We start from the raw sequence: 14,856 nt of genomic DNA on the forward strand, positions 1-14,856 counted from the left end.
GATATGGTATCTTGCCCGAAGCGGAAAGAACATCGGTCCCATGAACGACATCAAATCCCGCCTGCGCGATTTCGTCCTCGGCGAGCTGGTTTACTGCGAAGACCCGGACGCCTTCGGCGACGACGACGATCTGCTCGAGGCCGGCCTCGACAGCCTCGGCATCATGCGCCTGATCATGTTCGCCGAACGCGAGTTCGACGTCACCCTGCCCGACACCGACATCGAGCCTGACACCGTCCGCACCCTCGAACGCCTGAGCCGCTGGATCGAAGCCCACCGCCGATGACGGCCCCCGTTGCGCTGAATCCGGCCGACCACTTCCTGCTGGCGATGGACCGGGAGATCCGCAAGGCCGGGCTGCCCGGCGCCTGGTGCGCCTTCGCCCTGGAACTGGCGGGCAGACCGGACACCGCTGCCCTGGAAAGCGGACTGGCCGAACTGGCCCGTCATTTTCCCACTCTCGGCGCCCGGCTGGTGTCCCGGGGACGGCGTTTCGCCTGGCAGCCCCAGGGCCGCGGCATTCCCCTGCACACCCGCTCCTGGGACGGCGACCTCAGCACCGCACTGGCGGACCTGCTCAACGGCGCCGGCGATGCCTTCGCCTCCCCGCCCCTGGATTGCCACTGCCTGACCGCCCCGGAACGCACCCTGCTGGTGGTCCGCTGGCTGCACCCCCTGCTCGACGCCGGCGGGGTCAAACGCCTGCTCGATTATCTGGCGGCCGAACCGCAGGCACGGGACTGCTACCACGGCCGGGAAACCGCCCTGGTGCTGCAAAAGTGGCGCGGCTGGTCCTGGCCCCGGCGCCTGAAACTGCTGTGGCGCGGCAAACGCCACAACGACTGGATCGACCGCCTCGCCAGCAGCCAGCCGGCCCGGACGGCCACAGCCCCCCGCCGGCTGCGCCATACCGTGCTGCTCCTGGACCGGGACGAAACCCAAGCGGTGCTGGCAAGCGCCCGCCGCCGGGTCGGCCTCGGCGGCCAGACCCTCTATCTCATCGGCTGCCTGATGCGGGCGCTGGAGGCCGCCGGACCGGCCGAGCGGCGCGATGCCTGGTGCATTCCCTACGCCTTTGACCTGCGCCTTGGCAACGCCCCGGCGCCGGTGACCGGCAACCAGGTGGCGGCGCTGTTCGCCCAGGCCGGGCACGCCGTCACCGCCGACCGCGACGCCCTGTTCCGCCACCTGCGGGCCCAGCACGAAAGCGCCCTCCGGCAGGAGCTGGATCTGGCCTATCTGCCCCTGATGTGGCTGGGGCAGTGGCTGTCCCTGGACCGCTACGCGGAAATCCTGCGCCGGCAGAAGTCCGGCGGCGAACGGGCTTCGGCCTGGTTCTCCGACGTGGGCGAAACCCGCTTGCGCTGCCCGGATTTTCTCGGCGCCCCGGTCACCGGCGTCCATCACGCCTGCCAGGTCACCGCCCCGCCTTCGCTGGCGGTGCTGTTCGCCCGTTTCGACGGCCGCCTCCAGGCCGCCATCAACCATCTGGCCCCGGACCTGGACGACGCCTGGGCGGCGCGCTTCCGCAGGTGTCTGCACGATGAACTCCTTTCCGGCTGAAGCCTCCCCCTTACTGGGGCCTGTTCTCACCCGGGCGGCCGGGCACCCCGACGCCCCCGCGCTGCGGGAGGGCGACCGGACCCTCAGCTACGCTGGACTGGCCCGCCGGGACTCCGCCATCGCCGCCGAACTCGGCCGCCTGCGCCTGCCGCCGGGCACGCCGGTGGCCATCGACCTGCCCCGCGGCATCGACGCCGCCTGCGCCGTGCTGGGCATCCTCGCCGCCGGCCATCCCTATCTGCCCCTCGACCCCAAGGCGCCGCCGGCCCGCCGCCGGGCCATCGTGGCCGACGCCTGCGCCGGCGCCGTCGTCGCCCGGGAAAACTGGGCGGAACTGCCCACCGTACTCCCCCGGGGAGAGCGTGACGCGCCCCTTACCGGCCCGGGGTCGGCGGAAGCCCTGGCGGCGATCCTCTACACCTCCGGCTCCACCGGCCGCCCCAAGGGCGTCGCCCTCAGCCACGGCGCCATCGCCGCCTTCGCCGACTGGGCCCGCACCCAGGTTGCGCTGACGCCGGCCGACCGCATCGCCGCCATCGCCCCGCTGGCGTTCGACCTGTCCACCTTCGACCTGTTTTCGGTGCTCGGCGCCGGAAGCTGTGCCGATTTCCTCCCCGACGGCCTGGCCATGGCCCCGCGCCGTTTCACCCAGTGGCTGGCCGCCCGCGGCATCACCGGCTTCTACACCATCCCCTCCCTGCTGGGATTCTGGGCCTGCAAGGGCGGGCTGGCGGAGATCCCTTTGCCCGGCCTGCGCTTCCTCCTCTTCGCCGGCGAGCCGTTTCCCACCCCGTCGCTGAAGCGGCTGGCGGACGCCCTGCCCCAGGCGGCGCTGTTCAACCTCTACGGTCCCACGGAAACCAACGTCTGCTGCTGCTGGCCGGTGGACCGCCGCCGTCTCGACACCGATGATCCGATTCCCATCGGCCGCCCCGCCTGCGGCGACGCGTTGAAGGTCGATCCGGGCAGCGGCGAGCTGAAGGTCCGCGGCCCCACCCTGCTGTCCGGTTACTGGCGGGAAGGCCGCCTGCGGCCGGCGCTGGATCGTGAGGGTTGGTACGCCACCGGCGACCGGGTGGAAGTCAACGAGCACGGGGAATACGTCTGGCGCGGCCGCCTCGACCGCATGGTGAAGATCGCCGGCCACCGGGTGGAGCCGGCCGAGGTGGAGGCGGCGCTGCTGGCCCTGCCCGGGGTGACGGCCGCCGCCGTGGTCGCCTGCGACACCCCGGACGGCCCCCAGCTGCACGCCGCCGTGGTCGGCGACGGCACCCCCGCGGCCCTGCGCCTGGCGCTGCGCGCCCGCCTGCCCGGCTACATGGTTCCCGCCCGCATCACCCGCCTGCCCGCCCTGCCCCGGCTCGCCAACGGCAAGCCGGATCTGGAGGCCGTCCGGCAGCTGGTGGAAAAAAGAAAAGCCGGTCACGGGGACAGGCCGAGGGAGGGGGAGGAGGTTCAATGAAGCAACGCGGCGAAATCTGTTCTCTTGCCTTTCTTACACGGACCCGGACGGTAAAATTCTCCCGATGGCCATGAACTTTTATGCCCTCGGCCGCACCGGCCTGTTCCGTCACGCCGTCCCGGAATCCTGGGGCGGTCTGGGGGACGGCTTTGCCGGGCTGCTCCAGGCCCATATCCGCCTGGGACGGGAAAGCCGCGATCCCGGCCTGGTGCTGGCAGCGGGCGCCCACCTGTGGGGGGCGCTGTTCCCCCTGCTGCGTCACGGCGACGATGCCCAGCGAAACCGCTGGCTGCCGCAGCTGGTCAGCGGGCAGTGGCTCGGCGGCCACGCCATCACCGAACCCCAGGGCGGCTCCGATCCGGCGGCGATGACGGCCCGGGCCGTCCGCTGCGGCGAAGGCTTCCGCCTCGATGGGGAAAAGTATTACATCACCAACGTGCCGGCGGCTGACCTGCTGATCGTCTACGCCCGTCTCGACGGGGCCGTGTCCGCCTTCGTGGTGTTGAAGGACGACCCCGGCGCGCACTATCGCCAGGACTATGCCGTGGCCGCCTGCCGCAGCGCGCCGATGGGCGAGGTCGTGCTCGAGGACTGCCGGCTTCCTGCCGGCCGCCTGCTGGGCAGACCCGGCGCCGGTCTGGCGCTGATTCAGCAAGCGCTGGAGTGGGAGCGGGCCTTCATCTTCGCCGGCATCGCCGGGGTGATGGAATGGCAGCTGGAACAGGTGATCGCCTTCAGCCGCAAGCGCCGCAGCGGCGCGGCCCATCTGGGCCGTCATCAGGCCGTCGCCCACCGCATCGCCGACATGCGCACCCGCCTCGACACCGTCCACCTGTGGCTGCGGGAATGCGCCCGCCTGGCCGACGCCGGCCTGCGCCTGACCCTGGCCTCGGCCCAGACCAAGCTGGTGGCCTCCCGCGCCTTCCTGGAATCGACCCTGGACGCCGTTCACATCCTCGGCGCCCGGGGGCTGGAGGAAGCCGGCGGCATGAGCGCGTGGCTCAACGACGCCGCCGCCGGGCGGCTGTTTTCCGGCTCCGACGAGGTGCTGAAGAACCTGATCGCGGCGCTGCTGGGAACCGGGGAAGGCTACCGGCCCGGGATCGGCGGATCAAATCCACAGTCTCGGCAATAATCTGGCTTTATCCTCCAGCCGCCCGCCCAGCGCCGTCAACCCCGAGGCCTCGATCAGGCGGCGGAAATGGCGGGTGCGGTGGGTGATGTGGGACACCGCCAGCATCAGTTCCAGCTCCCGCTGCGGCACCGAGCGCATGAAGCGCTTCACCAGCTCAAAATCGACGCCGTTGCCGCCGACGTCCCCCAGGGCCAGGGCGCGGGAGAAGCTGTAGAACTGGTGCAGGCGGTGGGCGCACAGCTGGGCGTGGCGCTGCCGCCGGGCCGGATCGCGCAGGGATTCGCGGATCGCCAGAGCGGCCAGCAACGCCCCGTAGAAGGCGTTGAGCACGCCGTGGGAGAAAATCGGATCGACGAAACCGCCGGCATCGCCGATGCAGTAGAGATTGTCCTCGGCCACCTGCGCCACGTGATAGGAAAAGTCCGGCCGCCCGCTCAAGGAGCCTTCGACGAAGCGGGCCGGGGCCAGCAGCTCCCGCAGATAGGGCGCCCGGGCGCAGGTTTCCAGGAAGTAACGCTGGCGCGCCGCCCCCTCCAGGCCCCGCACCCGGTCGCGGTAGATCACCAGACCGACGCTGGTGCTCCGGCGCAGCGGGATGTGCCAGATCCAGCCGTCCTCGTAGGCACAGACGAAGGTGACCGGTCGCACGGCCTTCAGCTCCTCAAAATCCCGCGCCCGGCCCTCGCCGTCGATGAAGCGGGAATTTTCGAAATAGCCCCAGAAGGACAGGAACTGATGGGGGGATCGGGCCAAATGGCGGCGGCCGAGGCGGCGCGCCACCAGGCTCGAGGCGCCGCTGGCGTCCACTAGATAGCGGCAGCGCAGAAAGCCCTGTGCCGGCGGGTTTGCGCGGCGGTCCGCCCAGCGCAGCCGGATTTCCTCCCCGGGCGCCACGTCGGTGACGGTCACCTGCTCGAACACCCGCGCCCCGCAGCGCTCGGCGTGGCGCAGCAGCAGGTGGTCGAAGACGTCGCGCTCCACGTGCAGCGCCGGACGCTCAAAGCCGAAGTCGGCAAAGCGAATGCGGTGGATCTCCCCCTCCCACACCGTGATACCGCCCGCCTTGGCGACGAAGCCCTCGGCCTCGATCGCCGGGGTGGCGCCGGTCAGATCGGTGTATTTCCAGAAGTGGGGAATCAGGCTCTCCCCCACCATCGGCCGCGGATGCCGGGCCCGCTCCAGCACCACCACGTCGAACCCGTCCCGGGCCAGCAATGCCGCAGCGCTGCTGCCGGCAGGGCCGGCGCCGATGACGGCGATGTCGCAGTGACGGGGCGGCCCGCTCATCCGCTGTCGATTACGCCGCCCGCCGTCCGGGAAACACCCGCCTCGCGGTCTGTATGCCGCGAAGATAACGGCGCCGGCGCCGGCGCCGGGCGCACAGGTCCACCAGCGAGGAAGGCGCTCCCACCGCGGTGCCGAATTGCTTCAGCAGGCGGTCGGCATGGGCGATGAACCGATTCCCATCGATCCCCAGTCGGACCAGGATTTTTGGCTGATGGGCGGGGATGTGGCCGCGCTTGCCGTCGCGGATCGCTCTGCCGCTCCAGTCCACCAGTTCCAGATAGTCCTGAAAGTCGAAGGGAACCGCCCAGGGAGTTCTGCCGGTGGCGTCGAAGGGCAGCAGCGGGGCCGGGGGCAGGGATTGGACCCGGGCTTCCGGTAAGGGGGCGTTCTCCAGAGACTCGGCCTCGGTTTGAGGTGCGTCCTCGATTTCCACCGTTTGCGGTAATCCGCCGATCCGCTCCTGAATCGAGGTGTAGTCCGAACTCTCCGGAGTGTCGGCGATCCCGGCCCGGATGGGATTGAGATCCACATAGGCCATGGCGGCCAATAGGGCTGCCTCGTCCAAAAGGGCCTGGCTCTTGAACCGCCCTTCCCAGAACCTGCCCTTGACTCCGTCTTCGGCATTGGCGCGGCGGGCGATGTACTCGTTCAAGGTGCGCATGAACCAGGACAAGTCATACAGCCGGGCCCGATAGACTTCGGCCAGTTCCGCCACCTTGGCGATTTCCGCCGCCCCCATCTCCTTACGGGCTTCGGTCAGATATTTCCTCACCAACAGCGGGCCGGAAAACAAGGCCGTCCAGCGGCGCAATACTTCCTCCACCGACCAGCCCAGGGCCCGGTCCCGGTCGATGCGCACCACGATGTGGTAATGGTTGCTCATCACCGCGTAGGCGGCCACATCGATGGCGAAGATCCCGGCCAGCTGCTTGATCCTTTCGGCGATCCAGCCCCGGCGGTGGTCGAAACTTTTTCCCGTGACCGCATCCTCGCCACAAAGAAAGGCCCTTCGCACACAGCGGCTGACGCAGTGGTACCAGGGGGTGTCGTCAAGGGAAACCAAAGAGGTGCGGGGCTGGGTCATGATGGAGTGCCTTGTTCATTGATTTTCGATGGACAGAATAGCGTAGGTTAGAAACAAGATCAAGGAATATGGGTGTCCTATAGATCTCATTGGATGCCGAGGTTCTGGCCGACTATGGCAGATCAAGGAATATGGGTGTCCTATAGATCTCCAGGGAAGTAACGGTCTGGAATGACCGCTTACTCACCACAGTCTGCACACCTTTGCTTGAGATCTTCTCCCAACGCCGCGGTGTGGGTCAGGATTTCGCTTATCTGGCCATTGCCTGCCTGCGCGGCCTGAGGCTGACAGCCCGCTATGTGAACGGATTTCCAGATCCATTTCCATTTTCCTTGCTTCACATCCGCCCCTGATCGGGGCAGATTGGTCAACATTTGTGCAAGAAAAAAGAATATTTGGGGTCAGAGTAACGTTTATCTGTTATAAGTTGTTCGAGATTTTTTGCGGTGGTGCCATGGCAAGATTACTCCGGGGGGCTCCAATAGGCATGCCGCAACATATCATTCAGCGAGGTCATAACAGACAGTGTCAATGGCCAGACCCGAAATCAGGGAGTGGCCATTTTTGAATTTTCAGAAAGACGTGGCAAACAACACAGATTTGTACCGGCTGGTTGATCGTTTTCTCCGTACATGGCCCGGACTCAACCTGTTCTGCACCCAGAACGGCTGGATCGACAATGACACCCTATGTTTCGAGATCGAGCAAGTGAACGGGAAAGAAGTCATTGTGACGGTCTCCTTCGAAGAAATCCTGATGGAAGGTTCCGGCTGTGTCGCTGGCCGTGAACCCTGCTTCGGCCGTCTGCGGTTGAGACTGAACCAGGAGGGCGCGGTAAGTTCGGCCGAACCCTTTTGAATAGGCTGATCAGTGCGACGGTTTGCTTAGGAGTTTTTAACTTGACCATCTCCACTCACAGCGTCTTAAGGCAAACAAACCTCCATACCGGTCAAGAATAATTGCTGTCCAATACTTTTCCCGCGGTCCTTGCTAAAACGCGATCCTCATCCCCACCTGGGCGCCACGCCCTGGCTCCGGAGCGACAGTACGCAGGTTAGAAACCGAACTGCGCACCACTTGGTCGAGCAGGTTGGTCGCCCGGGCAAAGATTATGACCCGGGCGCGGTCCTTGACCAGCACTCGGTACTCACCGCCGAGGTTCAAAAGCACATAGCCAGGGGTAGATGCTTCGTTTTCACCCGGTTGTTTCTGGGGTTCGGCGCGGGTAAGGCGCAGGAAAATCTCTCCTTCTTCACGGTGGAATTTCCATTCAAAGCCGTAGCGCAGTGGCGGCATCCTGGGAACATCCCCGCCGCTTGCGAAACGGCCGCGGGTATAGTCGCCAAACAGGATCAGATCCAAATCCCCATAGTTGCTGGCATACAGCGGCAGATGCACCTGGGCCTCAAAGCCTTTGAAACGGGCATCCTGCTGTTTGGCGGTAAAAATTGGCAGCCCGGAGCCTGCATCGATCCGCCCTGTATTGCGGAAGAAAATGTAGTCGTTGACCCAATAGTGGAAAAAGTTGATTTCCGCCGTCATCCTCGGATGTTCAAAGCGGTAGCCGAGCTCAAGCTGGTTCGAATGTTCCATGTCCAGGTTGGGATTGCCGATCTCGAAGGCTTGGGTAGCGTGGTGAACACCAAACGAATAAAGCTCCTGGGGAGCCGGCGGCCGCTGGGTGGAGGTGAATGCCAGGCTCAGGCGGTGCCGGTCGGCGGGGTTCCAGGTCAGGCTGGCTGCACCACTGACCGGGAGATCGTGTCTTTCGTTGAATCCCTGCGCCTCAGTGGTCAGATGTTCGATCCGCATTCCCAAGTCCAGCTCGAATGGCCAGAGGTCCAGATGCTCGGCGATAAATCCTGCGTAGCTGGCGGTGTCGGTTTCGGGGACCACCGCTTCCTCCCCTTCGGCCTCCATCGTGCCATTTCGGGATTGAAAGCCCAGACTGCCACGAGCCGGTCCCCAAGGCACATGGTGCAGTTCCAGCCGGCTTTCGTGACTGCGCTGGGTCCAAAGGGTGCCGCGTTCGCCGCCTTCCAATTCCAGATGGCGGTAGTCCGTGTAGCCGTAGCCCAGGCGCAAATCCTCGGCCCACCCCCAGGGATTCTGGATGCCGGCCCGAAAATCGTACCGGTTCTGTTTGAGGTCAATGCGGATTTTGCCATCTTCGTGTTCTTCGTGCCCGGGCTCATCCTCATGTGTATGCCCAGCCTCGTGTTCATGCTCATCCTCGTGTAACGTTATCGCCTCATCGTGGTCTGCTGCTTCCAGGGAGGGCACCCCGTAATCTTTTTCCAGGCGCTGAAGGCCGCCGCCGACGAAGCCCCACCCGCCGATCCAGGAGAGTCCCAGGCTGCCATTGCGGTCATCACCGTCAGTGCCCTGCAACCGTCCGGCACCAGTGACCAGATCGCCGCGCGCCCGGCGTGCCCCGCCGGCACTGAGAACCATCGGTCCGATCGCTCCGGTCAGGCGGGCAACCCCGGCATGCTCGTCGGCAGTCGAGTCGTACTGGTACTCGCCGATTGCTGTCACTGGTCTGGTAGGCAGTTGCTCAGGGATGCGGCCGTCCAGAACATTGACCAGGCCACCAACGATGCCGCTGCCGTAACGCAGGGCATCCGGTCCGTGCAGGATTTCGATTTTTTCAGTGAGCAATGGCTCGAGACCAATGGCGTGGTCCGGACTTATCCGGGAGAGATCGTTGACCCCCAGGGAGTTTTGCAATATCCGTACCCGTGGACCACTTTGTCCTCGAATCACCGGCTGCCCCACACCAGGACCGTAGGATTGATTGGAAAAACCGGGGAGCTGCTCAAGCATCTCCCCCAAGTTTCGGCGCAGGGTGCGCTGGAAGACCTCTTTTTCCAATACGGTGCGACCCGGACCGTGTTCATGGGCAGCAGTGACCGTCAGTGGAGTCAGCCTAACCGTAGCCTGGTGGGCAAAGGCGGCACCGGAAAAAAGCACCAACAAAAATCTGGATCCAGACATGTCTCCCCCCTTGTATCCAATCCAAATATTTTATACGTTATATCATAACGTGCATGAAATTATTATAAAAACCTGAATCCGTGATTTCACATCCCTTGATATCTCTCCCAGATTCCCTGATAAGCCTGCAACCTGCGGGAAATGGGTCTGTATTACCATGATACAGATGGGGTTGTCTCTAAAAATGCTCTCGAGGCAGGGCGGTGGGCATCTCTGAGGGTGAAAAAGGTGCCACTGCGGGGCTGCTTACCGGGCCGCAGGCGTGCTCAAGACAAGCGCCATTCTGCGCAGGTGGCGCATCGACGGAGTAAAGACGACTCAAGCAGCGAAGGGATGGCTATTCCAACTGACAACTGGCGTAGTACAGCCAGTCGAGCCGGAAGGCTGTCTTGGCGAAGTCCAGCCGCCAGCGTCGGGCATGGCAGACCAGGCGTGCCGTGGAACGGATCAGATGGCGGATCAAGGGACGAATGCCATGCCCTCTGGCCTTCGGCGGCAACAGCTGATACTGGATCATCCGTAACAACAACTGGGCCAGCTGGCCACACAGGTAATAGGCCTGATTGGCATGGAAGGCGCGGCAGGGTGGATGATGCAGATCGAGATCGATCAACGGCCCCTTGAAGGCATTTTCCTGGCCTTGTTTCTGGCGATGCCGACGCACCAGTTCGTCCACTGGCAGATCGTCACGTGAGACCAGGATGACGGTATAGGCCGGCTGAAGGCGTTTCTGTGCGCCGTCATGGGTCCGACGGATCACCACATAGGGATGTTCCCGCCACCCCTGGGGACGATGGTAGGTCAGCGTCGCCTCTTCCCCCAGTCCAATGTCGGTCCAGGCCTCGTCGGTCAGACCCTCGATCGAGTCGAGCACCGGGCGCCGAAAGCCTTCGTGCGTGACGCTGATGGAGTAGTCCCAGCCCCGGCGATGGCAGTCCTCGACGAAGTCCTTGCTGTAATAGGCATTGTCCACATGAACCCACACCGGGGTTTCTGGGGCGATCCAGGACGCCACCGCGGCCAGCTGTTCCCGCCAGCCCTCCGTGACCGACACGCCGCCCGGATGCAACCGGGCCGCGCCCCAGGCGGTGCCGAGGAAGACGCCATGCAGCCAGTATTGATCCTGGCCGTTGTAGCCCTTGGCCGCTTGCTCGAATAAACGTCCCGACACCTCGATGGCGCTGCCATCGACGAACAGAGGAAGATAACCTCGCTGATCGAGTTCATGAGCAATGACCGCCGGCATCACCTCAGCGGCCACCGATTGCACCAGCAACTCCAAGCGTTCGATCGAGTGGGCATCGAAACGGCAGAGATACTCGCCTCATCTCCGGCTGTCAGGCACTTCCGACAACCCCAGCAACCGCTTTCCCACCGCATCGACCCGCAAGACGTCCACATCCGACAACGCCCCACCACCGGCCACCTGGGAAGCCACCAGCGATAACAGCATCTGCGCATCACTCGCGCCACGGGCGCGTTGCTTCAGGCGAAGTGTCTCTCCGATGCGCTCACCGAGCCTCAACCGATTGAACAAGCGACCGAGAAATATCCATCCCCCATGGCTGGTCAGCTTCTCGTCGGTGAAGTCGATCTCGATCTTGGCCGGCATTGGTTGTAGGCTTGTCATCGGCGCACCTGTGGGGTGTGGGTTTGGTTACTTGGCATTTTGCCGTAACTCCCTGTAGCGTGCGCCTTTTCTCTGCTAGGGTCCCAGACCTATCCGGGGATCAAGGATATCTCTATAACCTCATGATTACAAAGATAATAAGTGTTAAAATATGGCTATCCAACCATTCACCCAGTAGGTGAGTCATGAGGCATTTTATTCTGGAGCAATCGGATCGCGAATTTTATACCTCCCATTCCGGACTGGCTTTGGCGGGTGCCTGTCTGAATTAATATGCGGAAATCGATATGGCCCTGAAAGCGATTCCTTTGCGGCATGGCATGACGCACGGGGATATGTTGAAAACCTACATTGGCCTGTTGTGTCTTGGCAAGAGCGATTTTGATGCGGTGGAGAACTATCGCAAGGACACCTATTTCCGCCACGCTCTGGACATCGGCCAGGTGCCTTCTTCGGCCAGCCTGCGCCAGAGACTCGATGCCCAGGCAGAGGCCTATTTGCCCCTGGCGTATGCCAACAACATCGATTTTCTGGCTCGGGCCAAGGTTCCTATCACCCCCCTCAAGACCGGCCATGTGCCGTTGGATATGGATGTCTATCCGATGGACAATTCCGATACCCACAAGGAAGGCGTTTCCCGAACCTATCACGGTTATGATGGCTATGCCCCGATCGGTGCCTATCTGGGTCTGGAAGGCTGGTGCCTGGCCAATGAGTTGCGTCCTGGCAGTCAGCACAGCCAAAAGGAATTTACCTACGTGCTGGAGCGGGTACTGCCCAATGCCAAGCGCCTGGCGGGACGCACGCCGATCCTGGTCCGTCTCGACAGTGCCCATGATGCCCTCGAGACTCGGGGAGAGTTGGCCAAAGACGAAGTGGATTTTCTGATCAAGTGGAACCCTAGGGGTATCGATCCCGAAGACTTCATGGCCCGGGCGGACGAGTTGGGGTGTTGGGAACACCCTCGCGAAGGCAAACGGGTGGCGGTATTTTCCGAAACGGTGACCCAGGTATACAAGAAAAAGACCTACCATTTCCGGCGGGTGATCCGGATCACCGAACGCACTCTGGACAAACATGGCCAATGGATGGTGCCGAACATCGAACTGGAGGGCTGGTGGACCACCCTGGATGAAAACTACGATGACGCCACCATCATTGCCTTGTACAAGGATCACGCCACCTGCGAGCAGTTCCACAGTGAATTCAAGACAGACCTGGATCTGGAACGGACCTTGATGCAGTATGCCAGTGTCTACAACCATCAGATCCCCCAGAAGGCCCTGGGACACAGATCACCGGTACAGGCCCTCAAAAACTGGCAGGAGAAGCGGCCGGAGCTCTTCAAAAAACGTGTATACAAGCTCACGGGGCTTGACACATAACATATAAGCATTTTATCTGCCGTGCGCAGCATGGCAGATAAATGTCTGTTGAACTATGCCGCCACCACGGCGTGCTATTTATAGGGGATTGTATTGTGGGAGGGCCGGATTGTCGAAGAGAATTGTTGACTTTTTGCCGTCAGTCTCTGTGAACGGGACGATTTGATCAGGTAGATCTGCGTTCCCCGCCATGATTTTTCTCGTTCTTCGTTGATCATAAAGCGCTTTTTATCTGTTTCGATTGCCTTGGGCCGAGTGACATTGCAGACCCTCGGGGCCCGATGAATGCACTTCAAGTCCGATCCTGCTTTCAGCGTGAGCTCAGTCAACCATATTCTGTACGCCTCGGCGCGATTTCAGAGCTCACGATAAGGTGTCCGACTTTGCAGTGCGGGCACTTGTAGGTCAGGGATTCGCCCCTGTCTGGTTGGCTGTCTTCGCCTTGGCCGGGTTCAACTGGCTCAGGAGCATCCAGGCAGGCGCGGATTCTGGCCAGTTTGCTTTTCCGGCAGCGGTTGGCGAGAAAGCCGAAATGGCGGATGCGCATGAAGCCTTGGGGCAGGATGTGCAGCAGGAACCGCCGGATCAGTTCTTCGCCGCCCAGGGTCATCACCTTGGGACACTGGTCCCGGTAGTCCCGATAGCGCAGCCTGATCTGATCATCTTCGATACCGAGAATCCGCCGGTCATTGAGGGCAACCTTGCGGCTGTAGCGGCCGAGATAGTCCACCACGGTCTCCGGTTGTTTCAGGTAGGCCTTGGTATAGACGACCCAGTCGGTTTTCATCAGCCCATCGAGCAGGGTGTCGATTTCCCCGGGCCGGGTGACCCGGTGCAGTTGACCGTGATTGGCCGCCTGGCGCAGGGCACCGACCATGACGCCACGAAAACGGCGCGACAGCGCCCTGACCGGAAACAGATAGTTGCCCTGGGTCTCGTGCCACTGCCCCTGATCGGTCAGCGCCCCGCCGGGTATCAGGCAGTGCAGATGCACATGGCGGCACAGGGTCTGGCCCCAGGTGTGGAGCACACCGGTCATGCCCAGGGTGCCATTCAACCCTTTGGAATCCCGGCCAAAGGCATTCAAGGTCTCCCAGACGCTCTGGAACAGCAACCGGTAGATCACTTCCGGGTGCAACTCCACCCAGCCGTTGAGCTCATGGGGCAGGGTGAACACCAGGTGATAGTAGGTCACCGGCAGGATCGACTGTCTTTGCCTTTCGCACCAGGCCTGCTGGGCACGCCCCTGGCATTTGGGGCAGTGACGGTCGCGGCAGGAATGGTACTGGGGTGCCTCATGGCCACACCGGTCGCAATGCTGCAGCAGGCCGCCCATGGCCTCGGTGCGGCACTGCTCGATATGACGACAGGCCTTGGCCTGAGCCGGGCTGAGGTCATGGTGTTGCCGGTAAGCGTCCAGGAAGTGGCCGAAGACCGACTGTAATCCCTCAGCCATGGCCCACCTCCAGTCCTGCAATCAGATCCGCGCCGCTGCGTCCTTCCCGGTGGTCCGGGATCCAATGCACGTAGCGCAGGGTCGAGTGGATATCCTGATGCCCGAGCAGCCGCTGCAGCTGATGGACCGGCATCCCGGCTTCCAGCTGATGGGTCGCGTAGGCGTGACGCAGGGCATGGATGCCACCCACCTTGTCGATGCCGGCACGGCGCTTGGCGGCGGTATACACTTTCTGGATACTGGTGAGGCTCAAAGGGCTCGAAACCTCCCGTCCCGGGAACAGCCATTCGGGCGGTCGCATCACCTGCCAGTATCGGCGAAGACATTGCAACAGGGTAGCCGACACAACGACATTGCGATCCTTCGCCCCCTTCCCCTGCTCCACCCTTAACAGGTGCCGCTCGCCATCGATGTGGCGCACCTTGAGCGCCACCAGCTCGCTGACCCGCAAACCGCAGCCGTAACAGGTCGTCAGGGCCATCCGGTGCTTGAGATTCCGGCAGGCCGACAACAGCCGGCCCACCTCGCCCCGCGTCAACAGCTCCGGGATGCGCTGGGCCCGCTTGGGGACCACCAGGGTGACCCCGAAGGAATCACGTCCCAGCACCTGCAGATAAAAAAACCGTATCGCATTGAGATACAGCCGGCAGGCCGCCCCGGACAGGCCGCAGTCCTTGGCCAGATACAGGAAATACGCCTGCAGTTCCTCTCCGGACAATGAATCAGGCGAGCGTCGATAGTACTTCGCAAGGCGGGCAACCGCATCGAGATAACTACGGTGGGTTCGTACCGAAAAACCACGCATCTGCATGGCATCGATCATCTTTTGACGTAACGGTGTCATCACTCTTCTCCTC

General features: G+C 63.0%; 12 protein-coding genes and 2 pseudogenes. 7 read left to right on the plus strand and 7 right to left on the minus strand.

Annotated elements, in window-relative coordinates; all coding sequences use genetic code 11:
- The first annotated feature begins 40 nt into the window (after positions 1–40).
- The 4 genes from MCIT9_RS02100 (at position 41) to MCIT9_RS02115 (ending at position 4,160) form a co-directional block, all read left to right on the plus strand.
- Positions 41–286, plus strand: coding sequence for an acyl carrier protein (locus tag MCIT9_RS02100; protein WP_317705782.1), 246 nt, complete (start codon positions 41–43; stop codon positions 284–286).
- Entirely contained in the window at positions 283–1,563 is a 1,281-nt protein-coding gene (locus MCIT9_RS02105; RefSeq protein WP_317705783.1) for a hypothetical protein, read from the plus strand. The genes MCIT9_RS02100 and MCIT9_RS02105 overlap by 4 nt, the downstream gene beginning before the upstream one ends.
- Positions 1,544–3,025, plus strand: coding sequence for an amino acid adenylation domain-containing protein (locus MCIT9_RS02110; RefSeq protein WP_317705784.1), 1,482 nt, complete (start codon positions 1,544–1,546; stop codon positions 3,023–3,025). The genes MCIT9_RS02105 and MCIT9_RS02110 overlap by 20 nt, the downstream gene beginning before the upstream one ends.
- A gap of 64 nt (positions 3,026–3,089) precedes the next feature.
- A complete protein-coding gene (locus tag MCIT9_RS02115) occupies positions 3,090–4,160 on the plus strand; it encodes an acyl-CoA dehydrogenase family protein (protein ID WP_317705785.1) in 1,071 nt (356 codons plus the stop codon).
- On the opposite strand, the gene MCIT9_RS02120 is transcribed toward MCIT9_RS02115, so the two are convergent.
- Together MCIT9_RS02120 and MCIT9_RS02125 are read right to left on the minus strand one after the other, a co-directional pair.
- Positions 4,137–5,447, minus strand: a complete 1,311-nt coding sequence (locus MCIT9_RS02120) for an NAD(P)/FAD-dependent oxidoreductase (protein WP_317705786.1) — start codon at positions 5,445–5,447, stop codon at positions 4,137–4,139. The two genes, MCIT9_RS02115 and MCIT9_RS02120, sit on opposite strands and share 24 nt — an antisense overlap.
- A 10-nt stretch (positions 5,448–5,457) precedes the next feature.
- Positions 5,458–6,531 (minus strand): transposase, encoded by a 1,074-nt coding sequence (locus MCIT9_RS02125; RefSeq protein ID WP_317705787.1) that lies wholly within the window; start codon positions 6,529–6,531, stop codon positions 5,458–5,460.
- A gap of 531 nt (positions 6,532–7,062) precedes the next feature.
- Here MCIT9_RS02125 and MCIT9_RS02130 point away from each other — a divergent pair.
- Positions 7,063–7,389 carry a hypothetical protein gene (locus MCIT9_RS02130; RefSeq protein WP_317705788.1) on the plus strand — a complete coding sequence of 109 codons (327 nt, stop codon included), beginning with the start codon at positions 7,063–7,065 and terminating at the stop codon, positions 7,387–7,389.
- A gap of 132 nt (positions 7,390–7,521) precedes the next feature.
- Here the strand turns inward: MCIT9_RS02130 and MCIT9_RS02135 are convergent, their stop codons facing one another.
- From MCIT9_RS02135 to MCIT9_RS02145, 3 genes are all read right to left on the minus strand, one after another.
- Positions 7,522–9,528, minus strand: a complete 2,007-nt coding sequence (locus MCIT9_RS02135; RefSeq protein WP_317705789.1) for a TonB-dependent receptor — start codon at positions 9,526–9,528, stop codon at positions 7,522–7,524.
- A 337-nt stretch (positions 9,529–9,865) separates the two neighbouring features.
- Positions 9,866–10,798: a transposase gene (locus MCIT9_RS02140; protein WP_317705790.1), complete on the minus strand. Its 933-nt coding sequence runs from the start codon at positions 10,796–10,798 to the stop codon at positions 9,866–9,868.
- A gap of 54 nt (positions 10,799–10,852) precedes the next feature.
- On the minus strand, positions 10,853–11,140 hold the full coding sequence (locus tag MCIT9_RS02145) for a hypothetical protein (RefSeq protein WP_317705791.1): 288 nt from the start codon (positions 11,138–11,140) through the stop codon (positions 10,853–10,855).
- Positions 11,141–11,445: 305 nt separating this feature from the next.
- On the opposite strand from MCIT9_RS02145, the pseudogene MCIT9_RS02150 reads away from it, so the two are divergent.
- Together MCIT9_RS02150 and MCIT9_RS02155 are read left to right on the plus strand one after the other, a co-directional pair.
- Positions 11,446–12,390: pseudogene (locus MCIT9_RS02150) on the plus strand (IS1380 family transposase); the annotation flags it as partial.
- Positions 12,382–12,543: pseudogene (locus tag MCIT9_RS02155) on the plus strand (IS481 family transposase); the annotation flags it as partial. The pseudogenes MCIT9_RS02150 and MCIT9_RS02155, both read left to right, overlap by 9 nt.
- A 325-nt stretch (positions 12,544–12,868) precedes the next feature.
- Here MCIT9_RS02155 and MCIT9_RS02160 read toward each other — a convergent pair.
- Together MCIT9_RS02160 and MCIT9_RS02165 are read right to left on the minus strand one after the other, a co-directional pair.
- The gene (locus MCIT9_RS02160) at positions 12,869–13,999 is read right to left on the minus strand and encodes an IS91 family transposase (protein WP_317705792.1); all 1,131 of its coding nucleotides are present in this window, start codon (positions 13,997–13,999) and stop codon (positions 12,869–12,871) included.
- Entirely contained in the window at positions 13,992–14,843 is an 852-nt protein-coding gene (locus MCIT9_RS02165; RefSeq protein ID WP_317705793.1) for a tyrosine-type recombinase/integrase, read from the minus strand. Before MCIT9_RS02165 ends, MCIT9_RS02160 begins: the two co-directional genes overlap by 8 nt.
- Between the last annotated feature and the right edge of the window lie 13 nt (positions 14,844–14,856).

Origin of the sequence: Methylomarinovum caldicuralii (assembly GCF_033126985.1) — a bacterium.
Taxonomy (GTDB): Bacteria; Pseudomonadota; Gammaproteobacteria; order Methylococcales; family Methylothermaceae; genus Methylohalobius; species Methylohalobius caldicuralii.